This window comes from Rahnella sp. GSA61A (assembly GCF_019969905.1).
Classification (GTDB): Bacteria; Pseudomonadota; Gammaproteobacteria; order Enterobacterales; family Enterobacteriaceae; genus Rahnella; species Rahnella aceris.
The window spans coordinates 41,387-68,373 of sequence record NZ_JAHXYO010000002.1 but is presented as its reverse complement, the minus strand read 5'-3'; the positions used below and the strand labels follow the sequence as shown (position 1 = coordinate 68,373).

Sequence of the window (26,987 nt, the reverse complement as noted above, 5' to 3'; positions counted from 1 at the left end):
AGTTAAATATCGGCAGCGTCTGAACCCTTATTCCCTTGATATCTGCCTGATAAAACCCATTTAAATCCCGCGTTGGAATTTTTTTTATCGTCTGCTGATGATTTTAAATAAAAAAGGCCAAAATTCCCCAACGTGAAAACGATTTTTACCATAAACTTAGAAACAATCAGCAACATATTTGCTTTATGCATAACCAGAAGGAGTCTGAATGCATCATTCTACGCCTCTCATCACTACCATCGTTGGCGGTCTGGTCTTAGCGTTCCTGTTAGGAATGCTCGCCAACCGCCTGCGAATTTCTCCTCTGGTTGGCTATCTCGCCGCTGGCGTGCTGGCCGGTCCGTTTACACCGGGCTTCGTTGCAGACACTTCACTGGCACCGGAGCTGGCAGAAATCGGCGTCATCCTGCTGATGTTTGGCGTAGGTTTGCATTTTTCTCTGAAAGATTTACTCGCCGTAAAGTCGATAGCCATTCCCGGCGCTGTAGCGCAAATCGCGGTTGCAACACTGCTTGGAATGGGATTATCAAGCCTGATGGGCTGGGATCTGGCCACCGGACTGGTGTTCGGGCTGTGTCTGTCCACCGCCAGTACCGTGGTGTTGCTGCGGGCGCTGGAAGAACGGCAACTGATTGAAAGCCAGCGCGGCCAAATCGCCATCGGCTGGCTGATTGTTGAAGACCTGGTGATGGTGCTGACGCTGGTTCTGCTGCCTGCGTTCAGCGGCATGCTGGAAAGCCATCACTCCAGCCCGGTAGAACTGCTCACCGGGCTTGCCGTGACGATTGGTAAAGTGATCGCGTTTATGGTGCTGATGATGGTGGTGGGCCGCCGTGTAGTGCCGTGGATCCTCGCCAAAACCGCCAGCACCGGTTCACGTGAACTGTTTACGCTGTCAGTTCTGGCACTGGCGCTGGGCATCGCTTACGGCGCCGTGGAATTCTTTGATGTGTCGTTCGCGCTGGGCGCGTTCTTCGCCGGTATGGTGCTCAATGAATCCGAACTCAGCCAGCGTGCGGCGCACGACACGTTACCACTGCGCGATGCCTTCGCGGTGCTGTTCTTCGTCTCGGTTGGCATGCTATTCGACCCGATGATTCTGGTGCGTGAACCGCTGACCGTGATCGCCACGCTGGCGATTATCGTGTTCGGTAAATCCATTGCCGCATTCCTGCTGGTGAAGATGTTCGGGCATTCCAAACGCACCGCGCTGACGATTTCCGTCAGTCTGGCGCAGATCGGCGAATTCGCCTTTATTCTCGCCGGTCTGGGGATTTCGCTGGGACTGCTGTCTGAACATGGCCGTAATCTGGTGCTGGCGGGGGCAATTCTGTCGATTATGTTTAACCCGCTGCTGTTCACGCTGCTGGAAAAATATCTGGCGAAAACGGAAACCATCGAAGACCAGAGCGTTGAAGAAGCGGTTGAAGACGAGAAGCAAATCCCGTTCGATTTGTGCAATCACGCACTGCTGGTGGGTTACGGACGCGTCGGCAGTCTGCTCGGCGAGAAACTTCAGGCTGCGGGGATCCCGCTGGTGGTGATTGAAAATTCGCGTCCGCGTGTCGAGGCGCTGCGTGACCAGGGCATTAGTACGGTGCTGGGCAATGCCGCCAATCAGGAAGTGATGGATCTGGCGCGTCTCGACTGCGCCCGCTGGCTGCTGGTGACCATTCCCAACGGTTATGAAGCCGGTGAAATCGTCGCATCAGCCCGCGTCAAGCGGCCAAATATCGAAATTATCGCCCGTGCGCATTATGACGATGAAGTCACCTATATCCTGGAACGCGGTGCGGATCGCGTGGTGATGGGCGAGCGGGAAATCGCCAACAGCATGCTGGGTATGCTGCAAATCGATATTATGACCGAAGACGAAAAGCGTCCGTTTTGCCCGATCTGATCATCTGTTAGTGATTAAAAAAATAAGGGCGCAGTTCATCACTGCGCCTGTTTAAGTGGCTTTATAAAAAATGGCTTCTATCTCAACGCCCTTCTGATTTTCATCAAAATGTTGACAGCCGCCTGACTCCCTAGCGCTCCCAGTAACTCTCTTCCAGGCTGTCTTCACGTTCCGGCAGGCCACGCGTCAGACGCGGCGAGTGCTGGTTCAGCACCTGATAACTCACACGGTTGGCGTATTTACACACCTGCGCCAGCGAGGAATAGGTCAGATACTCGCGGGAATGTTTGCTGGAATTCGGCACAGAAGTCCGGTGGAAACCGTTGGCGGCGATATCATGCAGCAGCGCCGATAATGCCCCGTCACCCGCTCCGTTGGTGTTCATGATTTTCTCCGGCCCGCCCATATACGGCGCGATGTGGGAATAAATCTTCAACGGTTGCTGACAACAGTCACGACGCATCGCGCGGCTGAATTCGTACTGATTGAATTCGGCAATCGCCCCCGGCAGCAGCGGATGCTGGGTGGTGCGCTTGAACTCGTCTTCGGTATAACTCGCCATAAACAGGCCGTTCGGCCCGGCGGTACACAGCACCAGATCGACCCAGTCCAGCGCCTTATCCGCTGCCATCAGCGGATCTTTCAGGCCAGTCAGCGCAAAACCTTCATCTTCGTTCATCGCCAGAATCGACACGTTATCACGGATGAAATCACGCCATGCCTGCGGATCTTCGGCGATAACGTATTGTGTGCCCAATGTTAAGACCACCGGCACATGGTACTTCTTCGCGTACTCAATCGCCTGCATGGTGGCTTCCGGCATCGGTTCGCCCGGCTTGCTGCGCAGCAAATACGAGGTCAGTAACAGCGCGGAGGCTCCTGCTATCACATCTTCCGGCACATTTTCCGCACGCAGACCGTTCATTTTGCCCGGACTGATGGCAAAGGTGCGCTCGCCGGTATCGCTGATCAGCGTAAAGCAACGACCTATCGCGCCATCCACGCCCTGCAGGAAGTTAAGATCTACGCGGCTGGAGGTGTTGCAAAGATAACGGTAAGCATAATCGCCAATTTTAACGTTATTACACATCACGCCGAGCAGCACAGAACGGTCATCGGCCAGCACGGAATAGTTGTGCAGTGTGTTACCGACAGTACCGCCCGCAAACTGGTGCGTGATCAGGGCGTTGCTCATCAGTTCCTGATACAGCGTTTCCGACATCTCATCATCAAGAATATTGGATTCACCGAGCGTCAGCCCGTAGCGGGCAACAAAATTCTCATCAACACGCGCTTCGATATCGACCATCGTCTGGTCAATGCCGGCGATGTACGAGGCACCGGCTTCTGACTCCGGCTGCATTGCCTGCAACATAGAATCACGCAATAAAGGGTCGCGTGCGCTGACCGGAAAATAGTGTTTGGACTTACGTTTACCAGGAAATTTCATGCATTATTCTCGGGAGATTCAAAAAACTCAGGCTTCAGTCAGAAGTGCTGAGTGACCAGCTGTTGCAGCAAATCAATATGTTCCGGCTGGTCGTTTAAGGCGTCAATATATTCGAAGCGCTCGCCGCCTGCATGAATAAAAATCTCGCGGTTCTCGCCTTTGATTTCCTCCAGTGTCTCCAGACAGTCTGCCGCAAAGCCCGGGCAGAGGATCTGAATATGCTTAACTCCCTGAGCCGGAAGGCCTTTCAGCGTTTCATCGGTGTAAGGCGTCAGCCATGGTTCGCGACCAAAGCGAGACTGGAAGGTCAGCATAATTTTGCCCGCAGGCAGTTGCAGCGCATCGGTCAGCGCCTGCACGGTATCGCGGCAACGCTGTTCGTAGTCATCACCCTGCGCGACAAAACGCTTTGGAATGCCGTGGAAGGACAACACCAGACGGTCCGGTTCGCCATGCTGAGCGAACGAACGTTCGATGCTGGCTTTCAGCGCGGAAATATAAGCCGGATGCGTGGCGTAATCACGGATAAAGCTCATTGAAGGCAGGCGACGCTGCGATTTCAGCACACGCGCCACGCCGTCAAATACCGCGGCGCTGGTCGAGCAGGAATATTGCGGATACAGCGGCAGCACCACCATTTTGGTCACGCCCTGCGCCAGCAGTTTTTCAATCGGTTCTTTCATGCCCGGCTTGCCGTAACTCATCGCCAGTTCAACCGGCGTACCCGGCAGGCGTTCTGCCAGCGCTTTCTGCTGACGACGGCTGTAAACCATCAGCGGTGAGCCCTCTTCCATCCACACGGCTTTATACAGTTTGGACACGCGCGGGGAACGCAGCGGCAGGATCACCAAATTCAGGATCGGCCACCACAGCCAGCGGGGGGTATCAACCACACGGATATCACTCAAAAATTCAGCCAGATATTTTCTAACGGCCTGCGGGGTCGGAGCTTCCGGCGTCCCGAGGTTGACCAGGAGAACACCGAATTTGGTCTGCGTCATGCTGAATTTCCTAAATTGAAGGCACTGAAGCCAGTGCGAAAAGTTATGGGCGCCACCGTTTATTTGTGATGCGGCAAAGAGGCGCAGGTCATTGTAACGAAAACAAAGACGATGGGAACAACGGCAGAAACTATCAATGCGAATTGTTATTATTAATCCCCGTCACGCTCGCTTGCCGCCGCTCGAATTATTTTGGGTATTGGAAATGGAGACCCTAAAAAAACAAACGGGGCGACCGTAGTCACCCCGTGATAGTGCGCAGAACAGACGATCAGCTCAGAATAGCAGCCAGTTCGTCACGCACTGCAGAGACCTGTTGTGTACCGTCAATTTTGACGTACCTGGTATTGCCCGCTTCAGCTTCTTTGCTGTAGTAGGACACCAGCGGCTCAGTCAGCTCATGGTATTCCACCAGACGTTTACGCACGGTTTCTTCCTGATCATCTTTACGGGTGATCAGTTCTTCGCCGGTGACATCGTCTTTACCTTCCACTTTAGGTGGATTGTAATGGATGTGGTACACGCGGCCAGAGCCAGGGTGTACGCGACGACCTACGATGCGATCGACGATCAGTTCGTCAGGCACGTCGAATTCCAGCACGTAATCCACTTTGATGCCCGCGTCTTTCATGGCATCAGCCTGCGGAATGGTACGAGGGAAACCGTCTAACAGGAAACCGTTGCGGCAATCTTCCTGCTGAATACGTTCTTTCACCAGTGCGATAACCAGTTCGTCGGTTACCAGTTTACCGGCATCCATAATCTCTTTTGCTTTCTTGCCGAGTTCACTTCCGGCCTTCACAGCGGCGCGCAACATATCACCGGTAGAAATTTGCGGAATACCAAATTTCTCCATGATGAATTGAGCCTGAGTACCCTTACCTGCGCCCGGAGCGCCCAGCAGAATGATACGCATTGCGTAAATCCCCTTGCATGTAATTTTTATGAATCTCGAAAAACGGTCAACCATACCATTCTGAGCACTTTTGCTCAAGGAACAAGCCCTGCTGAAATTGGGGTTAAGCCTGCGCCATCCGTCGTTCCACCCGCCAGTTTGCGGGACCACGACCAGCGAGAACATCACGCTACCGGCATGATTGCTGAACTTTACTCACAGGCTTTCAGGGAATGGAAACGGGAAGAAGCAAAGCAATAAAAAAGGGTGTCGCTTTCACGACACCCTTTTCGTTTTACGCCAGCTGATTACGCCTGTAACAGCGTATTCATGCGACGGATGAACAGGTTTGGATCTTCCAGCGTGCCGCGTTCTGCGAACAGCGCCTGATCCAGCAGCAGCTCAATCCACTCGCTGAACTGATCTTCATCAGCCACATCAGAAGCACGTTTCACCAGCGCGTGTTCCGGGTTCAGCTCAAAGATGTATTTCACTTCCGGCGCATCCTGACCGGCAGCGGCAAACAGTTTTGCCATCTGCGTGGTCATTTCGTCGGCACCGGTGGTAACGATGGCTGGCGTGTCAGTCAGACGGTGCGTCAGACGCACTTCTTTCACACGATCGCCCAGCAGCGTTTTCACGCGCTCAACGAACGGCTCCAGCGCTTTTTCGGCTTCTTTCTGCTCTTCGCTTTCGTCAGCCAGTTTGTCCAGTGTGTCGTCGGCCTTGCTGACGGACTGGAAGACTTTGCCATCAAAATCAGTCAGATAGCTCATCATCCATTCGTCGATACGGTCAGACAGCAACAGGACTTCAATGCCTTTTTTGCGGAACAATTCCAGATGCGGGCTGCTCTTCGCGGCCGCATAGCTGTCGGCAGTGATGTAATAAATTTTGTCCTGGCCTTCAACCATCGACGCTACATACTCTTCCAGCGACAACGTCTGCTCGCTGCTGTCGTTGCGGGTGCTGGCGAAACGCAGCAGTTTGGCGATCGCTTCTTTGTTCGCACCGTCTTCTGCCGGACCTTCTTTCAATACCAGACCAAACTGTTTCCAGAATTGCAGGTATTTTTCGTTGTCGTCTTTCGCCAGTTTTTCCAGCATTTGCAGAACACGTTTGGTCAGCGCACTGCGCAGGTTCTGGGTGATGCGGCTGTCCTGCAGAATTTCACGGGACACGTTCAGCGGCAGATCGTTGGAATCTATCAGACCACGAACAAAACGCAGGTAGTTCGGCATGAACTGCTCGGCTTCGTCCATGATAAACACGCGCTGAACATACAGTTTCAGGCCGTGTTTATGGTCGCGGTTCCACATATCCCACGGTGCCTGTGAAGGGATGTACAGCAGGCTGGTGTATTCCTGCTTACCTTCAACGCGGTTGTGGCTCCAGCTCAGCGGATCGCTGAAATCATGAGAAATGTGTTTGTAGAATTCTTTATATTCGTCGTCGGTGACTTCCGCTTTACCGCGGGTCCACAGGGCCTGTGCCTTGTTGATTTGTTCCCAGGTGACGGTGTCGTCTTCTTCGTTACGGGTTTCGACTTCAACCGGCAACGCAATATGGTCGGAATATTTACTGATGATGGAGCGCACGCGCCAGTCATCCAGGAATTCGTCCTGATCTTCGCGCAAATGCAGGGTAATTTCAGTCCCGCGATCGGCTTTCTCGATATCCGCCAGGGTGTACTCACCTTCACCGGCAGATTCCCAGAATACGCCTTCGTCAGCGCTGGCACCGGCTGCGCGGGTGCGCACGGTGACTTTGTCTGCCACGATAAAGGCAGAGTAGAAGCCCACACCAAACTGACCAATCAACTGGCTGTCTTTCGCCTGCTCAGAACCGACAGATTGCAGGAACGCTTTGGTGCCGGATTTGGCGATGGTACCGAGGTTATCGATAACTTCGTCACGGCTCATGCCGATACCGTTATCACTCAGCGTCAGGGTGCGTTTTTCTTTATCAAATGCCAGACGGACATGCAGCTCGCCATCACCTTCATAAAGTTCAGGCGCAGACAATGCGCGGAAACGCAGTTTATCAGCGGCATCTGAGGCGTTGGAAATCAGCTCGCGCAGGAAAATTTCTTTGTTTGAATACAGGGAATGGATCATCAGATGAAGCAGTTGTTTTACTTCAGACTGGAATCCGCGTGTCTCTTGTCCTTTCATACTCATCAAATTACCTCAATCCAGATACTGTTATTGACCAAATCAGACGTTGAGGAATAAGTGGGGTTACGTGTCAGGCTTTTCAAGCACAGGGAGAAAATTTTAAGAAGAAATGCAGAGGGATAGCTGAATAAAACGGGGCGCAGAGAACCGCGCCCGCATAACAGTCAGAACCGAAAGGGATGACGTCCGGCAAGGGAATGCGACAGCGTGGTGCCGTCGACCATATCCAGTTCGCCTCCGACTGGCACACCGTGCGCAATGCGGCTAGCCAGTACGCCATACTGGCCGCACATTTCAGCGATGTAGTTGGCGGTCGCTTCACCTTCAACCGTCGGGTTAGTCGCCAGGATCACTTCCTGAATATTTTCACTTTCAAGACGCTCTTCCAGACGGCCTAAACCGATGTCGTCCGGCCCGATGCCATCGAGTGGTGACAGGTGTCCCATCAGCACAAAATAGCGACCAGAGAACTGACCGGTTTGTTCTATCGCATGAATGTCCGCCGGGCTTTCCACCACACAAACCTGACCGTTTTCTTTACGCCGTGGATTGGCGCAAATCGTACAGATTTCCTGCTCGGTGAAGGTACGGCAATCGGCACAATGGCCGATCTCAGACATGGCACGCGTTAAAGACTGCGCCAGCCGCATTCCGCCGCTGCGATCACGTTGCAGCAACTGGAATGCCATACGTTGCGCGGACTTCGGGCCGACGCCCGGCAGGCAACGCAACGCCTCCATTAAAGATTCAAGGAGAGGGCTGGTTTGCATCAGAATGGCATCTTGAAGCCTGGTGGCAATTGCATGCCGCCAGATACGGCTGCCATTTTTTCTTTCTGAGTTTCATCGATACGACGTGCAGCATCGTTGAACGCCGCAGCGATCAGATCTTCCAGCATGTCTTTATCGTCTTCCAGCAGGCTTGGATCGATTTCAACGCGACGCACGTTGTGCGCACCGTTGATGGTGATTTTCACCAGGCCAGCGCCTGACTCACCGGTCACTTCCAGCTGAGCGATTTCCGCCTGAGCCTGTTGCATTTTTTCCTGCATTTGCTGGGCCTGTTTCATCAGGTTACCAATGCCGCCTTTTCCAAACATAGTCTTCTCTCTCAGCAATGGCCGCGTCACAATCGCGGCGTTTAAATTGGGCGGATACTTTCCTCATCCAGCTCAGCGTCGAAGAAACGGCGCAAAGTCTGAATGTTGTTATCCGCAATAATAGACTGACGCGCCTGCGCCAGTTTTTCTTCATAAATGGCCTGTCGCCATTCCAGCGGCGTCTTCACCGCCAGATTATCATCTTCCAGCACGGTCAGTTCAACCGGCGTCTGATGCAATGCCGATAAAGCATCCGTCAGCACTTTCTGCGCGGACGGCGAATTCAGGTGCTTTTGCGAGGAACGCAGGTGCAGGCAGATTTTGCCTGGTTCCGGCTGCTCACGATACGCATTCAGCGCCAGTTGCTGCACCAGTTTCGGAATGGTCATCCGGCTGATCTCAGCCGCCCATTCATCACGTTCAATCGCTTCTTCCGCCAGGCGGGAAGCCAGTTCCGGCGATTTTTCATGTTCCAGCGCGGTGCGCAGCGCTTTCGGTGTCGCCACCGGTTCCGGTGCGACTTCCGGTTCCATCATCGCTTTCCAGCGATACGCTTCTTCTTTTATCGGCGCGGCAGGTTCTTTCTTCACAGCCAATGTCTGCGCACGCTCAGTCACCGAAGCGAGACGCTCCAGTGCTGAGGTTGCCGGCCGCGCTTTTCCTGGCGCTGCCGGCTCAGCTTTTTTTGGGGTGGTACTCCCCTGCCTGAGCAATTGTGTTCGTGCCTGTAAAAGTTGCGCGGTGGAATCCGGCATTGACGCCGGTTCTGCATTTCCCTGCGGCGCAGGCGCATTATCGTTTTGTTGCGGCGGTGCGTTACGCGGTGCCGCCGGTTGTGATGGAGCCTGCGGCGCCACATAAGCTGGGGCTGCGACTGGCTGGGGAGCCGGTTCAGCAATAATCACTTTCGGATGGAAGGCCAGCGCGCGCAGCAGCGTCATTTCAACACCCATACGTTTGTCCGGCGCATAGGCCAGCTCTTTGCGGCCAATCAGTAAGGTCTGATAATAAAGCTGTACGTCTGCAGGCGGAATGACACGCGCCAGTTCGCGCAGGCGTTGTTCAATCGCCGCGTAATGATTATCGAGAACCGACGGTAACAACTGAACCATTGCAATGCGGTGCAGCAACGCCAGCGTTTCCACCAGCAAATTTTCCCAGTCCACGCCACGGGACGCGGCCTGTTCGACCTGCGCCATCATCTGTCCGCCATCGGCGCTGACCAGCGCTTCCAGCATTGCCAGCGGTTGTTCGTCATCCAGTGTACCGAGCATTTGTGCCACGGTTTCGGTCGTCACCGCGCCCTGCCCCATCGCGATCGCCTGATCGGTCAGGCTCAGCGCATCACGCATACTGCCGTCGGCAGCGCGCGAAAGCAGCTGTAAAGCGCGCGGTTCCGTGGTAATGGTTTCCTGGGTTAATACATGTTCGAGCTGTTTACGGATCTGTTCAGCGTCCAGCGCTTTGAGATGGAACTGCAAACAACGCGATAAAATGGTGACCGGCAGTTTTTGCGGATCCGTCGTTGCCAGCAGGAATTTGACGTGTGCGGGCGGCTCTTCCAGCGTTTTCAACAGCGCATTAAAACTGTGACGCGAGAGCATGTGCACTTCGTCAATCAGGTAAACTTTGAAGCGGCCCCGCGCCGGTGCATATTGCACGTTATCCAGCAGCTCACGGGTGTCTTCGACTTTGGTACGGGAAGCGGCATCGATTTCAATCAGATCGACAAAACGGCCCTGCTCGATCTCGCGGCAGTTATCACACACGCCACAAGGGGTGGAGGTAATGCCAGTTTCGCAGTTAAGGCCTTTCGCCAGCAGACGGGCGATGGTGGTTTTCCCTACGCCACGGGTACCGGAAAACAGGTAGGCGTGATGGATGCGCCCGAGCGACAAGCCATTGGCCAGCGCGGTCAGCACATGTTCCTGTCCGACGACGTCGGCAAAAGTTTGGGGGCGCCACTTACGGGCAAGAACCTGATAGCTCATTAATACTTCATCGTTGATTTATAATGAATAATTTGACGATACACGAAAAAACATCGTTTAACCCGTCTTTCTGCGCTGGTCTGCGAAACGGAGACTGAAGACTCAGCATAATGATGCCGGAGCCAGACTGCCACTTCTTAGTGTACCAGCAGGGTCGCCATCATTCCTATTACTTTACTTTTTGCGCAGCGCGCCGCAGTTTCTCCACCTTCCTCCTCCTCCTGACAATTCGCCTCACGGGATGAGGGCAAATTTTGCCCACTCATTACACTTAAATTCACCTCTGTTCTGATAATGCTTCCTGCCTTTCGTAAGGAGAGCCATGAAACACCTGACACTGCCTTTATTATTGCTCATTTCTCCCGCCGCACAGGCCGACTGGACGCTGCAAGGCTTCCCCGGTTTCGCCGAACCGGTCAGCGGAATATTCACCAGCCACGCCACATTACCTAAGGGACAACGCACACTGGAATTACATCAGGATAATCAGTGCTGGCAACCCACGGGTGCGGTAAAGCTTAACGAAATGCTGTCGCTGCAACCTTGTGAAAGCCAGGTGCCGGTTAACTGGAAACTGTTCCGCGCGGGGGATTATCAGGTTCGAATTGATACCCGCAGCGGCACACCCACGCTTCAGCTCAGTTTGAAAACGGTGGAGGAAACCGTCGCCCCGGTGGCGAAAACCTGTCCGCGTGGAGATGGAAAACCGCTGACCGTCGATGTCTCCGGCACTTTTGCTGAGGGTGAAACTGTTCGCGATTTTTATTCTGGTCAGAGCACACAGGTCAGCGGCGGCCACATCACCATGATGCCGGATCCGGCCAGCGGCGGCCTGTTGTTACTGGAAACAGCAGAGCGCAAAGCGCCCGCGGCGTTTAGCTGGAAAAACGCCACGGTGTATTTCGTACTGACCGATCGCTTTGAAAACGGCAATCCGGATAACGATCACAGCTATGGCCGTCACAGTGACGGAATGCAGGAAATCGGCACTTTCCACGGCGGTGATCTGGCCGGGCTGACCAGCAAACTCGACTATCTGCAACAGCTCGGCGTTAACGCACTTTGGATCAGTTCGCCGCTCGAGCAGATCCACGGTTGGGTCGGCGGCGGCACCAAAGGCGACTTCCCGCATTATGCCTATCACGGCTATTACACGCTCGACTGGACAAAACTCGATGCCAATATGGGCACCGGCGAAGATTTACAGAAACTGGTCAGCGAAGCGCACAAACGTGGGATCCGCATTTTATTTGACGTTGTCGTCAATCACACCGGCTATGCCACGCTGGCAGACATGCAAACCTTCCAGTTCGGCTCGTTATATCTGAAAGGTGATGACATCGGAAAAACACTCGGCAAAAACTGGACTGACTGGAAGCCCGGTCCAGGCCAGAACTGGCACAGTTTTAATGATTATATTAATTTCGGCGACAAAGACGGCTGGAGCACCTGGTGGGGGAAAAAATGGATCCGCACCGACATTGGTGACTATGACTCGCCCGGTTATGACGATCTGACGATGTCATTGGCCTTCCTGCCGGATATTAAAACGGAATCGACGCAAGCCAGCGGCCTGCCCGTTTTCTATCGCAACAAACCCGATACGGCCGCACGTGAAATTCCCGGTGCAACACCGCGTGATTATCTGGTCACCTGGCTCAGTCAGTGGGTACGGGATTACGGCATAGATGGATTCCGTGTGGATACCGCCAAACACGTCGAAAAAGCGACACTGGCATTACTCAAAGACCGTTCAGCCGAAGCCCTGAAGCAATGGAAAACGGCCAATCCTGCAAAGGCGCTGGATGACGCACCATTCTGGATGACCGGCGAGGCATGGGGCCACGGTGTGATGAAAAGCGATTATTACGCCAATGGTTTTGACGCAATGATTAATTTTGATTTTCAGGATCAGGCCGCGGCGGCGCTGAGTTGTTTTGCCAGCATCGATGCAACTTATCAGCAGATGGCGGAGAAAATGCAGGATTTCAATGTCCTCAGTTATTTGTCATCGCATGATACCCGGCTGTTTTTCGCTGCCGATGCCAAAGGTTCTCTACCGTTACAGCAGCGCGCCGCAGATTTCTTGCTACTGGCACCCGGCGCGGTGCAGATTTATTACGGCGATGAAAGTGGTCGCCAGTTTGGCGCGACGGGTTCAGATCCTTTACAGGGAACGCGTTCTGACATGAACTGGAGTGAGCTGACCGGCCCGAAACAGGCTTTACTGAAGCATTGGCAAAAACTGGGAACTTTCAGGGAACAACATCCGGCGGTTGGCGCAGGCGTGCAGAAATCGCAGCTGACGGCGCAATATTATGCCTTCAGCCGTCAGCAAGGTGACGATAAAATAATGGTGGTCTGGGCAGAAGAAAGAGGGAAATAACGGCGCAGAAAGCAAAAGGCCTCGCGTTAACGGCGAGGCCAGTTCACATCAACGCGCATGAATCAGTGGCCGTCGAAACAGACCAGGCTGTAGCAGTTGATATTTGAATCGTTCAGGCGTTTTTCACCGCCCAGTTCCGGCAGGTTAATGATGAATGCAGCATCAGTCACTTCTCCCCCCAGACGACGGATCAGTTTCGCGGTGGCTTCAATCGTGCCGCCTGTTGCCAGCAAATCGTCGATCACCAGAATTTTTTCGCCAGGTTGAATCGCATCAACGTGGATTTCAAGACTGTCAGTGCCGTATTCAAGATCGTAGGTTTCGCTGATGGTTTCACGCGGTAATTTGCCCGGTTTACGCACGGGAACAAAGCCCACGCCCAGAACCAGCGCAACCGGTGCGCCAAACAGGAAACCTCGTGCTTCAGTGCCCACCACTTTGGTGACGCCAGCATCGCGGTAACGATCGGCCAGTAACTGAATGCTTGCAGCGTAAGCTTTTGGGTCTTCCAGCAAGCTGGTGACGTCACGGAACAGTATGCCTGGCTTAGGATAGTCAGGGATGGTTTTGATACTGTCTTTAATAAACTGTAGCTGCTGTGCGGTAGCGGTCATAATGTAATTGCCTGATAAAGCTGCTGTTCATACTTAAACGCGGGCGGTCAAATGTCCCCCGCCATGCCTGTATAAAGCATGTCGTTCAAGGAAGGAAATTGGGAGCGCACCGACGTACGAGATGCCCAAATCTATGCAAAGCTGCTTTAAAAAGCAACCCGCAGCCGGACATGATCGCCTGTTTTATTGCTCAAGGTCAACCACAGGTAATCGCCACATCATGATCAGCAGCGAAAACATCATGCAAACCAATAAAATACGCACCCACCATAATGGTACGAAATAAATCGAAATCGCGAAAGTCACCACAATCAGCGCAACCGCTTTCGGTTTTACACCTTTCGGTAACGCGCGATGTGTCTGCCAGTGGCGCAGATAGCTGCCAAACCATGAGCGGTACAATAACCACTGATGGAAACGGGGTGAGGACCGGGCAAAGCACCAGGCCGCCAGCAGTAAAAAGGGGGTTGTCGGCAACAACGGTAACACCACGCCGAGCGTCGCCAGCACCACACACAACCAGCCAACGGTAATCAGTAGTACGCGTTTCATGCATTTCCTTCAGCTTAAAACAGGCTGCATAGCCGATTTACGGTTTCTCAGTGTAAACAAGTGCGCAGAGGCTGTCATACCGGTAAGCTACGCCAGAGTTTAAGGGAGATTATCGTGAGCACAGAACGAATTTTACATGTCCTCGATCAGCAGATCGAAACACTGGCTCGGGAAATTGAACCGATCGGCCATGTTTCCGCCTCACAGGCACGGTTTGATGTCGCACTTTTCTCAACCAAAGGCACCCGGTTGCGCGATTATCTGGCAGAAATTAAAACCAATTTGCGGCAACTGAATCAGGAAGTACTCGAAAAACGCTCTGCGCAGGTGGCGTTTATCGCCGAACGGCTGGTGGCACAAATTACCGCCATGCAGCGCGAACTGGCGACCCAGTCTCTGCGCAAAACGCACCAGACACCGGAACGCAAAAGCCATGATAATTACACCAAACTGGCGGAAACTCAGCAGTTCGAGCGACGTCTGATTGCGATGATTGAAGATCGGGAAACCACGCTGGGTCAGCTGGCGACATTCAGCGATCAGCAGCGGGTGCAGAAGGAACTGGCGGCGCTCGAAGGACGTTTAATGCGTTGTCGTCAGGCGCTGGCCAAAATAGAGAGACAAATCGAGCGGCAGGAAAAAGGTTTTTGAATCTTTATCACATTTTTTTAATCCGGCATTCAGGCCGGACCTTTTCTTATCTATAATAGTAAGTCCAAAACCTGCTAATCATAATGTTGGCCTATATGTCCGTAGAAAATGCGCCCCCCGAACTTCAGCTTGCTGTCGATTTGATTTACCTGCTTGAGTGCAATGAAATTGCCCCTGAAACCGCGCTTGCGGCGCTGGAAATCGTACAACGCGATTATCAGGAAAAGTTGAAAAACAGTAAGAGTACGCTTTCGATCAGTTACCTTTAAGCTGACCGGCTGCCTGCTTCAGGGGAACCCGTCAATTTCCCCTGAATGGCACCGAATTTCTCAGCTCTGTGGCAATGCATCCGGTTCATCGCCCGGTTGTCGCATTACACGTTTCACTTCCTGCACTTCACTGCCGTCCTGATTATGCAGATACACCTCCAGCTGATTGAACGCGATATTAATGCCGTTTTCGCGGCAAAGCTTATCAATGCTGCGGTTAAGTTCATCCACGGTATAACTGCGATCCCCCAGCTCACGCACATACACTCGCAGTTCGTGATCGAGCGTGCTGGCCCCGAAATTCAGGAAGAACACCAATGGCGCGGGGTCACTCATCACACGGGCATTTTCATGCGCCGCCTGCAATAAGATCTCTTTCACTTTGTCGAGATCGGAACCATACGCCACACCGAGTTTGATCAACACGCGGGTGACGGTGTCGCTCAACGACCAGTTGATCAGCCGCTCGGTCACAAACGCTTTATTCGGGATGATCACTTCTTTGCGGTCGAAATCGATAATCGTAGTCGCACGGATACGAATGCGGCTGACGGTGCCTGAGAATGTCCCGATGGTCACGGTATCGCCAATACGCACCGGGCGTTCGAAGAGAATGATCAGCCCTGAAACAAAGTTCGCGAAGATCTCCTGCAAACCAAAGCCCAGCCCCACCGACAGCGCGGCCACCAGCCATTGCAATTTATCCCACGAGACACCGAGCGATCCGAGCGCTGTCACTGCGCCAATCACCGTAATCGAATAGGTCAGAATGGTCGTAATGGCGTAGGACGTCCCCTGCCGCAATTGCAGCCGCGACAACACGACAACCTCAAGCAATCCCGGCAAATTTCGCGTTAATACATACGCCACAATCACCGCGAGGAAACCGAGCAGGAAATTCCCCAGCGTCACCGTTTGCTGAATGACCGCGCCCGCCACCGTGCTGGAGTAATGCCACAAGGTAATGCTGTCCAGATACGAAATCACCGTCAGCAAATCCGACCAAATCCAGTAAAACACTGTCGCGAAGATAAAGAACAGGCCCATCGTGGTCAGGCGTAATGACTGCTGGTTGATCTGATCCAACCCGATCTGCGGCTCTTCGACTGGCTCGTTGCCCTCCGCGCCATCTTTCGCCGCTATGGTCTGGCGACGCGCCAGCGCTCGGCGATAAGCCAGGCGCCGCGCGGCAACACTGAGTCCGCGCAATGCCGCAAGATAGGCAATGTTCCAGAAAATCAGCAGATACAGGCTGTCAATCCAGCGACCTGCCAGTCGCAACGTGGTGTAAAAATACCCGCTGACCACCAATCCGACGAAGAAAATCGGTGCCAGGGCAATCGCCGTCACCACCACCAGCCGAATACTGTGCGAATCTTTTTCACGCCAGCCATCGCGCGCAATCGGGAAAACCAGAACAGTCAGGGCTAGCATCGTCAGGAAAATCACGACCTGACCGATGATGTCATCCACCAGCCCGAGCGGCGCTTTCTCACCGCGTACCGACCAGAAAATCAGCGGTAACATCACCAGACTCAGACGAATGACAGAACGACGATAGTGAGCACAAGTGGCCGCCGGCGTATTGAAGTGCCGTTCATTTATGCCGCCCGGTTTGAGAATTCGATAACAAAAGCCCATCACCAGCTGGAAAACCGCCAACCGTTGCGCCAGTGTCCAGAAGAAATCACTCGGCTCGATATCACACACTGAAAGCCAGTAGCCGATGCCGAGCATCAGCAGGACGCCGGGCAAAACATTCAGCGCCATTAATGCCAGCGCCTGCGGCGTATGCAATTGGCTGTCCCGCTTGAGCTGTCCGACATCATTGCTCAACATTTCAATCCGCTGGTTAATATATTTCCTGCGCCACAGCAGCAACAAAATTACGGTTAACAGCGGAATGGTCACCGGCAGGGAATGCAGTGCACCCAGCATCAGCTCACCCGGCGGAATACTGACATGCAGGCTGCTCAGCTGATTTTTCACTTCATCTGGCAATGACTTGATGAACTCCCAGTTCATCGGTTTATTGCTGCTCACCCAAAAAATTTGCTGGGTCAGCGTTTCGGTCAGCGACTGGTTGATGCTCAGCAATTGTTGCTGGTTAATCTGCAAACTGATGGCCAGCGACAGCTGATTACCGAGCTGTTTATTCAGTTGATCAAGTAGCTCACGTCGCATGTCGACAATCTGATCCAGTGCATCACTGATATCGCCGTTAATCGTCTCTTTGCTGTTGGCCACTACGCCCTGAATGTAGCTGTCGCCCTGGAATAAGGCATCACGCTGCTGATTGATCTTGAACTGTTCGAGACGCAGATCGGCAATGTGCGTGCTCATGTCCGTTATCAGGCCGGAAGGCGGGATGGTATTTTGTTGTTGCTGATATAAAATGCGCGACAGCAATAAACTGCCCTTCAGTACAGTGATTTGCTCTTTGAGGTCATGCTCAGCCTGCGCCGAACGGTCGAGCCAGTTTTTCACCGTGATGTTTTTCTGCACCAGTTGGTTGCCCTCTTCCGTGGCGGCAATCAGGCGTTCACTGAGCTGGCGGTTAATCCCCAGTTCCTGCGCAACAAGCGGATCATTTTGGATGTCCGAGGTGTCGTCCGGGGTCTGTGCTTCTTTTGCCGTGCGTTCAGACAAAATCAGCCGTTTTCCGTTGACCACTTCCTGCAACAGCTGCGCGGTATGTTCCAGCTGGCTGATGTGCGCATTGGTGTAATCGCGTTGTTTTTGCAGTAAATCCTGTAACGTAGTGTTGGCCTCGAGGCTCTTACGTTGCAGATCAATCTGCGCAGTCAGCAAAGCCTGCTGCGTCACGAGCATATTTTGCTGAGTAGTTCGTAAATCTTGCTGACCAGGCGACATGCCATTGAGCTGATTGCGGATTTTCTGGATAGCCAGCGAATAGGTGTACATCGCGTTCTGCACGCGTTCCGGCTGGGTTTGCAGGGAAATCAGCTGGGTATTGAATGTGGATAAATCTTCCTGAGAAGACTGAAGATCATCGAGGGTATCGTTAAGACGATTTTCCAGCTGACGCAGCGATAAAGCGCCAAGTTGCGCTTTGTTGACGTCATCTTTGGGGTTGTTTTTGATTTGCTCGAGGCCATCCATCGCCACCCGTAATTTCTGCGGTGCTTCTGCGACCTGTTTTTGCAGCTGATTAACTTCCTGTTTCACCCGATCAAGCGCATCAAGGTATTCCAGCGTGTGGATCAAATCCTGTTGCGATAGCTTATCGACCGGCGTCAGGTTTTTTTGGCGATTTAACGCATCAAGCTGGTTTTGAACTTCATTACGGCCCGGAATATCATTACTGGCAGCATGACCGGGGAAGGAGAAAAGAAACAATGCAACGCATATCACAAACGTAAAAAAACCTGCCATTCCCTTTTTTTTCAGGAGAGAAATTACGTCAGAAGCGGCGGCCAGAAACCAGATAAACATACGTCGGTGTCAACTCATACCAAATGAATAATAGGTGATGACAATAGCAGCGTTCACGATGAAAGGAAGGAGAAAAGCGTATCTGAATACAACATCAGTGTGTTTATTTTGTCGCCAAAATGGAGAACAGATTTGCAGGCTTATTAATACAGCGGAAAGCAGTAAGACGTTATTTTATCATGGTAAGAAAGGATGAGTGGCGAAGCATATCTATATACGTATCCACAAACCTTCCGGCATTGCCTTCTAAATCAAAGCTTTCAGGAATAAATAACCAGTTTTCCATTAAACCGGAGAGATAGGCGCGTAAAATAACTGCGGCCTGGCGGGTATCGAGATTGGCCGGGAGTTGCTTTTCTTCTATGCAGCGTACGAGAATACGCTCAATTTTACCGTATCCTTCCATATAGAGCGCTTTGCGCGCTTCATGAACCGATGTCATCTCCCCAACAAATTCACATTTATGGAATATAATCTCCATCAATGCTTTACGCTGGCTATCTGTGACGGTGGCGACCAGTATGTAAATAAGGATTTCGCGCAAAATACGCAGTGGATTATTCGGAAACTTTGTCTGATACTCTACTTCGAGCACTTTTATCCGGGATTCATAAGCTTCCCAGATCGCGTTAAACAGTTCCACTTTGTTCCTGAAATGCCAATAAATTGCGCCCCGCGTCACACCGGCTGCATTTGCAATATCAGTCAGTGATGTCGACGATACTCCACGGGCAGAAAATTCACGCACAGCAGCATCCAGAATCTGTTGTCTGGTTTCCAGTGCCTGTGATTTGGTTTTTCGTGCCATAGGTTTATCTTTATGGGGAGTTTGATTTACATACATTCTTGAATGTATGTAACATAGCACGCACATACTAAAAGCGCAGCAATGGATTTGGGATGTTGTGATCCATTGGACAATTTGAAATCGGACACTTGAGGTTTATTTATGAACAAAAACAGAGGGTTAACGCCTCTGGCGGTAGTTCTGATGCTATCCGGAAGCTTAGCACTTACAGGATGTAACGATAAAGAAGCTCAGCAAGGTGCGCCACAGGCTCCGCAGGTTGGCGTCGTTACCCTGAAAACTGAACCGCTTAATGTGACTACCGAACTTCCTGGTCGTACTGCTGCTTTTCGCATTGCTGAAGTGCGCCCGCAGGTTAACGGTATCATTCTCAAACGTAACTTCGTTGAAGGTAGCGACATCAAAGCCGGTACCTCCTTATATCAAATTGATCCTGCCACTTATCAGGCCGCGTATGACAGCGCTAAAGGCGATCTGGTAAAAGCTCAGGCGAATGCACAAATTTCCCGTCTTACCGTGACACGTTACAAGCCTCTGCTCGGTACCAGTTACATCAGCAAGCAAGATTACGATACGGCTGTCGCAACTGCGGCACAGGCTGATGCTGCAGTAGTCAGTGCGAAAGCAGCCGTTGAGTCTGCACGCATCAATCTCGCTTACACCAAAGTGACCTCCCCGATCAGCGGACGTATCGGTAAATCGTCTGTGACAGAAGGTGCGCTGGTGTCTAACGGCCAGGCCACTGCGCTGGCAACCGTGCAACAGCTCGACCCTATCTACGTTGACGTAACACAGTCCAGCAATGATTTCCTGCGTCTGAAACAGGAACTGGCTGACGGTTCACTGAAACAGGCTGACGGTAAAGCGCAAGTCAAACTGCTGATGGATAACGGTAAAGAATATTCACAGCCGGGTACATTAGAATTCTCTGATGTGACTGTTGATGAAACCACCGGTTCCATTACTTTACGAGCCATCTTCCCGAATCCAAATGATTCCCTGCTGCCGGGTATGTTTGTGCGCGCACGTCTTGATGAAGGTGTTAACAACAACGCACTGCTGGTTCCGCAGCAAGGTATCACCCGTAACCCACGTGGTGATGCAACAGCGATGGTTATCGGCGCTGACAATAAAGTTGAACTTCGTACTGTGACCACAACACAAGCTATTGGCGACAAATGGGTTGTTACCGACGGTTTAAAAAGTGGCGATAAAGTTATCGTGACAGGACTGCAAAAAATTAAGCCAGGCGTACAGGTTACTGCACAGGAAGTCGATCAAAACGCAGCAGCGCCCGCTACAGCGACGAAGTCTTAATAGGAGCCGGTAATTCATGGCTAAGTTTTTTATAGATCGTCCCATCTTTGCATGGGTGATCGCCATCATAATCATGTTGGCGGGGGGATTGGCAATTCTTAAATTGCCAATTGCGCAGTATCCAACCGTTGCGCCACCGGCTATACAGCTGACCGCAACCTATCCGGGCGCGGATGCGCAGACGGTACAGGATACCGTTACTCAGGTTATTGAACAGAACATGAACGGTATCGACAACATGATGTACATGTCGTCGACCAGTGATTCATCCGGTACTGTTCAGATTACCCTGACCTTTGCTTCAGGTACTGACGCGGATATCGCACAGGTACAGGTTCAGAACAAACTGCAGCTCGCAACGCCGTTGCTGCCGCAGGAAGTTCAGCAACAGGGTATCTCCGTTGAGAAATCGAGCAGCAGCTTCCTGATGGTGGCCGGTTTTATTTCCAACAATGGTTCAATGACTCAGGATGACATCGCCGACTACGTCGGTTCCAACGTCAAGGATCCTATCAGCCGTACCGCCGGTGTGGGTGACGTTCAGCTGTTTGGTGCTCAGTACGCGATGCGTATCTGGATGGATCCGAACAAACTGAACAACTTCCAGCTGACGCCGGTGGACGTGATTAACGCCATCAAAGTTCAGAACAACCAGATTGCAGCCGGTCAGTTGGGTGGTACGCCACCGGTTCCGGGCCAGCAGTTGAACTCCTCTATCGTGGCCCAGACCCGTCTGAAGTCACCGGATGAATTCGGCAAAATCATTCTGAAAGTGAATCAGGATGGTTCTCAGGTTCGCCTGAAAGATGTGGCTAAAATCGAACTCGGTGGTGAAAACTACGACGTTATTGCCCGTTTTAACGGACAACCTGCGTCAGGTTTGGGTATCAAACTGGCAACGGGTGCGAACGCCCTGAACACCGCAGCGTCTGTAAAAGCCACGCTGGCTAAACTTGAACCGTTCTTCCCGGCTGGCTTAGAAGTTGTTTACCCATACGACACTACGCCGTTCGTAAAAATCTCGATTAAAGAAGTCGGTAAAACGCTGTTCGAGGCCATCGTCCTGGTATTCCTGGTGATGTTCCTGTTCCTGCAAAACTTCCGCGCAACCCTGATCCCAACGATCGCGGTTCCTGTGGTCTTGCTGGGCACCTTTGCAATCCTGGCGGCATTCGGTTATTCGATAAACACCCTGACGATGTTCGGGATGGTGCTCGCGATAGGCTTGCTCGTCGATGACGCCATCGTCGTCGTCGAGAACGTCGAACGCGTCATGGTCGAAGAAGGGCTGCCGCCTAAAGAAGCCACCAAAAAATCCATGGAGCAGATCCAGGGTGCATTGGTCGGTATCGCGATGGTGCTGTCCGCAGTATTCATCCCGATGGCCTTCTTCGGCGGTTCAACCGGTGTTATCTACCGTCAGTTCTCCATCACCATCGTTTCTGCCATGGTGCTGTCGGTTCTGGTGGCGATGATCCTGACGCCTGCGCTTTGTGCGACCATGCTTAAGCCGGTTGCCAAAGGCGAGCATCACGAGAAGAAAGGTTTCTTCGGCTGGTTTAACAAGAAATTCGAGCAAAGTACGCACCACTACACCGACAGCGTAGGCAACATTCTGCGCAGCACCGGTCGTTATCTGGTGATTTATCTGTTGATCGTTGTCGGCATGGCATTCCTGTTTATCCGCCTGCCAACCTCCTTCCTGCCGGAAGAAGACCAGGGTGTATTCCTGACCATGGCGCAGTTGCCAGCAGGTGCAACCCAGGAACGTACGCAGAAAGTGCTCGATGAAGTTACCGATTACTATCTGAACAAAGAAAAAGCGAACGTGAACTCGGTGTTTACGGTTAACGGCTTTGGCTTCGCAGGTCGTGGTCAGAATACCGGTATCGCGTTCGTCAGTCTGAAAGACTGGTCTGAGCGTAGCGGCGCTGAAAACAAGGTTCCTGCGATTGCAGGCCGTGCAATGGGTGCGTTCAGTACCATTAAAGATGCACTGGTGTTCCCGTTCAACTTACCCGCGATTGTTGAGTTGGGTACGGCGACAGGCTTCGACTTCCAGCTGATTGACCAGGCTAACCTTGGGCATGACAAACTGACACAAGCACGTAACCAGTTGCTGGGCATGGTGGCTCAACATCCTGACTTGCTGACTCAGGTTCGTCCGAACGGTCTGGAAGATACACCACAGTACAAAATCGAGATTGATCAGGAAAAAGCAACGGCACTTGGCGTTTCAATTTCCGACATCAACACCACATTGGGTGCCTCGGTTGGTGGTAGCTACGTCAACGACTTCATCGATCGTGGTCGTGTGAAGAAAGTGTACGTTCAGGCTGAAAATAAATACCGTATGTTGCCATCAGACATCAACAATCTGTATGTCCGTGGCAGCGCAGGCCAGATGGTGCCGTTCTCCGCGTTCTCAAGTGCGAAATGGGAATACGGCTCACCGCGTCTGGAACGTTATAACGGCCTGCCATCAATGGAAATTCTGGGTCAGCCAGCTCCGGGTAAAAGTTCGGGTGCTGCCATGGCGATGATGGAGTCTCTGGCTTCTAAACTGCCAAACGGTATCGGCTATGACTGGACTGGCCTGTCTTATCAGGAACGTTTGTCAGGTAACCAGGCTCCGGCCTTGTACGCTATCTCCCTGATCGTCGTCTTCCTGTGTCTGGCAGCGTTGTACGAAAGCTGGTCAATACCGTTCTCGGTTATGCTGGTGGTTCCGCTCGGTGTTGTCGGTGCACTTATTGCAGCTACGATGCGCGGTTTGAGCAACGACGTATACTTCCAGGTGGGTCTGCTGACCACTATCGGGCTGTCTGCGAAGAACGCCATATTGATTGTTGAATTCGCCAAAGACCTGATGGATAAAGAAGGCAAAGGTCTTATCGAATCAACGCTTGAAGCGGTTCGTATGCGTCTGCGCCCGATCCTGATGACATCGCTGGCGTTCATCCTTGGTGTTATGCCGCTGGTTATCAGTTCCGGTGCAGGTTCCGGCTCACAGAACGCTGTAGGTACCGGCGTAATGGGCGGGATGATCACGGCGACCCTGCTGGCGATCTTCTTTGTTCCGGTCTTCTTCGTGGTGGTTCGTCGCCGCTTTGGTAAGAAGAACGAGGATATCGAACATACGCACAAAGTAGAGCATCCGACGCTGTAACCGGATCTCCCATCTAAACGAAAGGCCGCTTATGCGGCCTTTTTTTTCGCCTGAGACTTGAACCGGAAAAAGGATGAGTGCATAATTAATGTTATAGTATAACATAACACTTAGAGGCATTATGAAACCCACTATCCATCCTGCGTACCGCACCGTGGTTTTTCACGACACCAGTGCTGACGAATACTTCAAAGTTGGCTCGACTATCTCGACGGACCGCACCATTGAACTGGAAGGGGCTACCTACCCGTATATCAGCATTGAAGTGTCTTCAGCCTCTCACCCTTACTACACCGGTAAGCAGAAAGAGTATTCCAAAGAAGGCAGTACCGCGCGCTTTAACCAACGCTTCGGCAGCTTCCTCGGTAAGAAATAAATGACATCAGGGAAATCGTTATGCAGGTTCTGAGTTCATTACGTTCAGCGAAAAATCGTCATCCGGATTGCCGCGTAGTCCGCCGCAAAGGCAGGGTTTATGTGATTTGCAAAAGCAATCCACGTTTTAAAGCCGTACAAGGTAAGAAGAAAAAGCGTTAACACCTCGTCTTCTCATTCCTTCTGTACTAAAAACAAAAGCCCCGTCGCTTGCCCGACAGGGCTTTTTCTTATGCTAAGACATGATGTAAAGCTCCCCACAGCATAGCCGTGAGGAGCGAAGATCTTATTTCATGCTGGCGACAATCGTCTCAACGTTATGCTTAAACGCTTTCACGTAAGTTGTCGCTGGTCCTTTCGGGCCGGACAATGCTTCAGGGTACAACTCCCCCCCTGGCTCAGCACCGCTGGCTGCTGCTATCTGTTTAACCAGACGCGGGTCGGTCTGATTTTCGATGAAGTAAGTTTTCACCTTCTCTGCTTTAATCTGCTTAATCAGAGAAGCCACACCACTGGCACTTGCTTCAGCTTCCGTAGAAAAACCAACGGGCGCCATAAAGCTGACGTGATATTCCTGACCAAAATAGCCGAAGGCATCATGGCTGGTCAGCACTTTACGTTTCGACTGTGGGATACCGGTAAATTCAGTTTTTGCCCACGCATCCAGCTTTTGCAATTGTTCAATATAAGCAGTGCCGCGCTGACGGAAATAATCCGCATCTTCTGGATCCACTTTGATCAGCGCATTCATCACGTTAGTGGCATAAATCACGCCATTCGCCATACTGTTCCATGCGTGAGGATCGGTGATTTGCTTACCGTCTTCTTCCATTTTGCGGGAATTTACGCCTTCCGATGCTGTTACCAGATGACCTTTATAACCCGATGCAGTCACCAGGCGATCGATCCACCCTTCCAGGCCCAGACCGCTGACAAAGACAACATCAGACGCATTGATGGCTTTGCTGTCTTTAGGTGAAGGTTCGAAGCTATGCGGGTCACCGTCCGGTCCGACTAACGTCGTGACTTTCACATGCTCCCCCCCCACTTCCTGAACGATATCTCCAAGAATTGAAAAGCTGGCTACCGCATTGACGGTTTTAGCCATCGCCAGCGGACTCGACAGCAGGGCAGCTACTGCGAGTGATACAGGTAATAATTTCATCATGTCCCCTTAATTGTGGTACTGCTTATTAACGTATTGCTGCTTAACTTCGCGAGGCGGTTAACATGCCGCCCCGCTTTCCGAATAAAACCGAAATGAAGAAGATCACTGTCGCACTCAGCACTATCGCGGGCCCGGCGGGCAACGAAGCATAATAAGACCAGATGAGTCCTACAACGCTGGCAATCACACCAATAATCATCGCGCTCAGTAAGGTATGAGGCAGGTCGCGAGCCCAGAAACGGGCACTGGCGGCAGGCAACATCATCAGCCCGACAGACATCAGAGTGCCGAGGATCTGGAAACCCGCCACCAGATTGATCACCACCAGCGCCAGAAACATTCCATGGATCGCTGCCAGCCATTTTCCGGCGCTGACGCGCAGAAATAGCGAATCAAATGACTCAATGACCAGTGCACGGTAAATGCATGCCAAGACCAGTAAAGAAAGACTGGCGATAATACCGACCATAATCATGGCGGAGGAATCGATGGCAAGAATTGAGCCAAACAGCACATGTAAAAGATCCACGCTCGAACCGCGCAGGGAAACCAGCGTGACCCCAAGTGCCAGAGAGCCAAGATAGAAACCGGCGAAACTGGCGTCTTCTTTCAATTGTGTACGACGACTCACCAGCCCGGACAGCATCGCAACAGCCAGGCCTGCGATAAAACCACCAATCCCCATGGCGACCAGCGACATCCCCGAGATCAGATAGCCAATCGCTGCGCCGGGTAAAACAGCATGCGAAAGTGCATCACCCACCAGACTCATCCGGCGTAATAACAGGAAAACGCCCAATGGCGTGGCGCTGATTGATAATGCGATGCAGGCAATCAAAGCGCGCCGCATGAAACCGAATTCAATGAAAGGATCGGCAAGCAGATGAAAAAGCATCATGAATTTGCGACTCCCGTCGTCAGGGAGAAAGGTTCTGTCGAAATGCAGGCATGCGCCTGATGAGGAAAATGCCCGAGGACATCCTGTGCGCTTCCCCATAAATTCTGCTGTCCACTGAGGTAAAGCACGTGCGGAAAGTGTCGTGCAACCATCGAAATATCATGCAAAACCGCGATGACAGTTTTTCCTTCCTGATGCCATTGCGCGATGACTTTTAACAGTAAATCGATGGTTTGAGTGTCGATACCTGTGAACGGTTCATCAAGCATAATGAGGGGTGCCTGTTGCACCAGTAAGCGGGCAAACAGCGTACGTTGCAATTGCCCGCCAGAAAGCGATCCTACGGGCAGATGCGACATTTCCGTCATCCCCACCGTCTCCAGCGCCTTATCGACGGCTATCGCAGACTGTTGGTTTATGCCACCGAATAACCCGCTTTGCGGCCAGCATCCCATCGCGACCAGATCAAACACGCTGATAGGGAAACTGCGATCCAGCTCAGCCTGCTGTGGCAAATACGCCAGTCGGGGGCGTTTCCCGCCCGTGAAAGTTATATTCCCTGCCACAGCCTGCTGCAAACCGGCTAATGTTTTGAGAAAGGTGGATTTCCCGGCACCGTTGGCACCAATGACAGCTGTCAGGGAACCCGGACAAAACTGTCCGTTAAGGGGCATGGCCACCGCCTGACGGTCATACCCCACTTCGAGGTCATTAACAAAAATCATGGTAGTGAAATTGCCCAGTAAATAGCTGCCCATAACAAAGCGAGCACAGCCAGTACAGCGACGCAGCGTACCGGCGAAGAAAGTGT

General features: G+C 52.3%; 22 protein-coding genes and 1 other annotated feature. Of the genes, 8 read left to right on the top strand and 14 right to left on the bottom strand.

Annotated features, from left to right (window positions below):
- Positions 1-208 precede the first annotated feature (208 nt).
- On the top strand, positions 209-1,900 hold the full coding sequence (gene ybaL / locus LC431_RS02375; protein WP_037036885.1) for a YbaL family putative K(+) efflux transporter: 1,692 nt from the start codon (positions 209-211) through the stop codon (positions 1,898-1,900).
- 130 nt (positions 1,901-2,030) lie between these two features.
- Here ybaL and LC431_RS02370 read toward each other — a convergent pair whose 3' ends face one another.
- From LC431_RS02370 to dnaX, 7 genes are all read right to left on the bottom strand, one after another.
- Positions 2,031-3,350: an inosine/guanosine kinase gene (locus tag LC431_RS02370; RefSeq protein WP_223509220.1), complete on the bottom strand. Its 1,320-nt coding sequence runs from the start codon at positions 3,348-3,350 to the stop codon at positions 2,031-2,033.
- A gap of 38 nt (positions 3,351-3,388) precedes the next feature.
- Positions 3,389-4,351 (bottom strand): ferrochelatase, encoded by a 963-nt coding sequence (hemH, locus tag LC431_RS02365; protein WP_037036882.1) that lies wholly within the window; start codon positions 4,349-4,351, stop codon positions 3,389-3,391.
- A 271-nt stretch (positions 4,352-4,622) separates the two neighbouring features.
- Complete coding sequence (gene adk, locus LC431_RS02360) at positions 4,623-5,267, bottom strand: adenylate kinase (protein WP_013576596.1); 645 nt, start codon at positions 5,265-5,267, stop codon at positions 4,623-4,625.
- A gap of 287 nt (positions 5,268-5,554) precedes the next feature.
- On the bottom strand, positions 5,555-7,420 hold the full coding sequence (gene htpG / locus LC431_RS02355; RefSeq protein ID WP_165497402.1) for a molecular chaperone HtpG: 1,866 nt from the start codon (positions 7,418-7,420) through the stop codon (positions 5,555-5,557).
- A 167-nt stretch (positions 7,421-7,587) separates the two neighbouring features.
- Positions 7,588-8,193, bottom strand: a complete 606-nt coding sequence (gene recR, locus LC431_RS02350) for a recombination mediator RecR (RefSeq protein WP_013576598.1) — start codon at positions 8,191-8,193, stop codon at positions 7,588-7,590.
- Positions 8,193-8,522, bottom strand: a complete 330-nt coding sequence (locus LC431_RS02345; protein ID WP_013576599.1) for a YbaB/EbfC family nucleoid-associated protein — start codon at positions 8,520-8,522, stop codon at positions 8,193-8,195. Before LC431_RS02345 ends, recR begins: the two co-directional genes overlap by 1 nt.
- Before the next feature lie 41 nt (positions 8,523-8,563).
- Complete coding sequence (gene dnaX, locus LC431_RS02340) at positions 8,564-10,513, bottom strand: DNA polymerase III subunit gamma/tau (protein ID WP_013576600.1); 1,950 nt, start codon at positions 10,511-10,513, stop codon at positions 8,564-8,566.
- Positions 9,164-9,228 (bottom strand) — a sequence feature (DnaX frameshifting element). It overlaps the preceding gene by 65 nt.
- A 322-nt stretch (positions 10,514-10,835) precedes the next feature.
- Between dnaX and LC431_RS02335 the strand changes: the two genes are divergently transcribed.
- Positions 10,836-12,899 (top strand): alpha-amylase, encoded by a 2,064-nt coding sequence (locus LC431_RS02335; protein ID WP_126125076.1) that lies wholly within the window; start codon positions 10,836-10,838, stop codon positions 12,897-12,899.
- A gap of 62 nt (positions 12,900-12,961) precedes the next feature.
- Here LC431_RS02335 and apt read toward each other — a convergent pair whose 3' ends face one another.
- Both apt and LC431_RS02325 read right to left on the bottom strand, forming a co-directional pair.
- Positions 12,962-13,513, bottom strand: coding sequence for an adenine phosphoribosyltransferase (apt, locus tag LC431_RS02330; protein WP_013576602.1), 552 nt, complete (start codon positions 13,511-13,513; stop codon positions 12,962-12,964).
- Between the two features lie 183 nt (positions 13,514-13,696).
- A complete protein-coding gene (locus LC431_RS02325; protein WP_121019778.1) occupies positions 13,697-14,065 on the bottom strand; it encodes a DUF454 family protein in 369 nt (122 codons plus the stop codon).
- A 114-nt stretch (positions 14,066-14,179) separates the two neighbouring features.
- On the opposite strand from LC431_RS02325, the gene priC reads away from it, so the two are divergent.
- A complete protein-coding gene (gene priC / locus LC431_RS02320; protein ID WP_013576604.1) occupies positions 14,180-14,716 on the top strand; it encodes a primosomal replication protein PriC in 537 nt (178 codons plus the stop codon).
- A gap of 95 nt (positions 14,717-14,811) precedes the next feature.
- Complete coding sequence (gene rsmS, locus LC431_RS02315) at positions 14,812-14,985, top strand: pleiotropic regulatory protein RsmS (RefSeq protein ID WP_015690305.1); 174 nt, start codon at positions 14,812-14,814, stop codon at positions 14,983-14,985.
- 60 nt (positions 14,986-15,045) lie between these two features.
- On the opposite strand, the gene mscK is transcribed toward rsmS, so the two are convergent.
- Both mscK and acrR read right to left on the bottom strand, forming a co-directional pair.
- Positions 15,046-18,441: a mechanosensitive channel MscK gene (gene mscK, locus LC431_RS02310; protein WP_013576606.1), complete on the bottom strand. Its 3,396-nt coding sequence runs from the start codon at positions 18,439-18,441 to the stop codon at positions 15,046-15,048.
- A gap of 169 nt (positions 18,442-18,610) precedes the next feature.
- A complete protein-coding gene (acrR, locus tag LC431_RS02305) occupies positions 18,611-19,249 on the bottom strand; it encodes a multidrug efflux transporter transcriptional repressor AcrR (RefSeq protein WP_013576607.1) in 639 nt (212 codons plus the stop codon).
- A 141-nt stretch (positions 19,250-19,390) separates the two neighbouring features.
- Between acrR and LC431_RS02300 the strand changes: the two genes are divergently transcribed.
- From LC431_RS02300 to ykgO, 4 genes are all read left to right on the top strand, one after another.
- Positions 19,391-20,566 carry an efflux RND transporter periplasmic adaptor subunit gene (locus LC431_RS02300; protein WP_013576608.1) on the top strand — a complete coding sequence of 392 codons (1,176 nt, stop codon included), beginning with the start codon at positions 19,391-19,393 and terminating at the stop codon, positions 20,564-20,566.
- A gap of 16 nt (positions 20,567-20,582) precedes the next feature.
- A complete protein-coding gene (gene acrB / locus LC431_RS02295; protein ID WP_013576609.1) occupies positions 20,583-23,735 on the top strand; it encodes a multidrug efflux RND transporter permease subunit AcrB in 3,153 nt (1,050 codons plus the stop codon).
- 121 nt (positions 23,736-23,856) lie between these two features.
- The gene (locus LC431_RS02290; protein WP_013576610.1) at positions 23,857-24,111 is read left to right on the top strand and encodes a type B 50S ribosomal protein L31; all 255 of its coding nucleotides are present in this window, start codon (positions 23,857-23,859) and stop codon (positions 24,109-24,111) included.
- A gap of 20 nt (positions 24,112-24,131) precedes the next feature.
- On the top strand, positions 24,132-24,272 hold the full coding sequence (ykgO, locus tag LC431_RS02285) for a type B 50S ribosomal protein L36 (RefSeq protein WP_013576611.1): 141 nt from the start codon (positions 24,132-24,134) through the stop codon (positions 24,270-24,272).
- A 124-nt stretch (positions 24,273-24,396) separates the two neighbouring features.
- On the opposite strand, the gene LC431_RS02280 is transcribed toward ykgO, so the two are convergent.
- From LC431_RS02280 to LC431_RS02270, 3 genes are read right to left on the bottom strand one after another with little or no spacing between them, the layout of a single operon-like run.
- A complete protein-coding gene (locus LC431_RS02280) occupies positions 24,397-25,275 on the bottom strand; it encodes a metal ABC transporter substrate-binding protein (RefSeq protein WP_013576612.1) in 879 nt (292 codons plus the stop codon).
- A 43-nt stretch (positions 25,276-25,318) separates the two neighbouring features.
- Positions 25,319-26,176 carry a metal ABC transporter permease gene (locus LC431_RS02275; RefSeq protein ID WP_013576613.1) on the bottom strand — a complete coding sequence of 286 codons (858 nt, stop codon included), beginning with the start codon at positions 26,174-26,176 and terminating at the stop codon, positions 25,319-25,321.
- Positions 26,173-26,901, bottom strand: coding sequence for a metal ABC transporter ATP-binding protein (locus tag LC431_RS02270; protein WP_173362112.1), 729 nt, complete (start codon positions 26,899-26,901; stop codon positions 26,173-26,175). The genes LC431_RS02275 and LC431_RS02270 overlap by 4 nt, the downstream gene beginning before the upstream one ends.
- Positions 26,902-26,987: the final 86 nt, after the last annotated feature.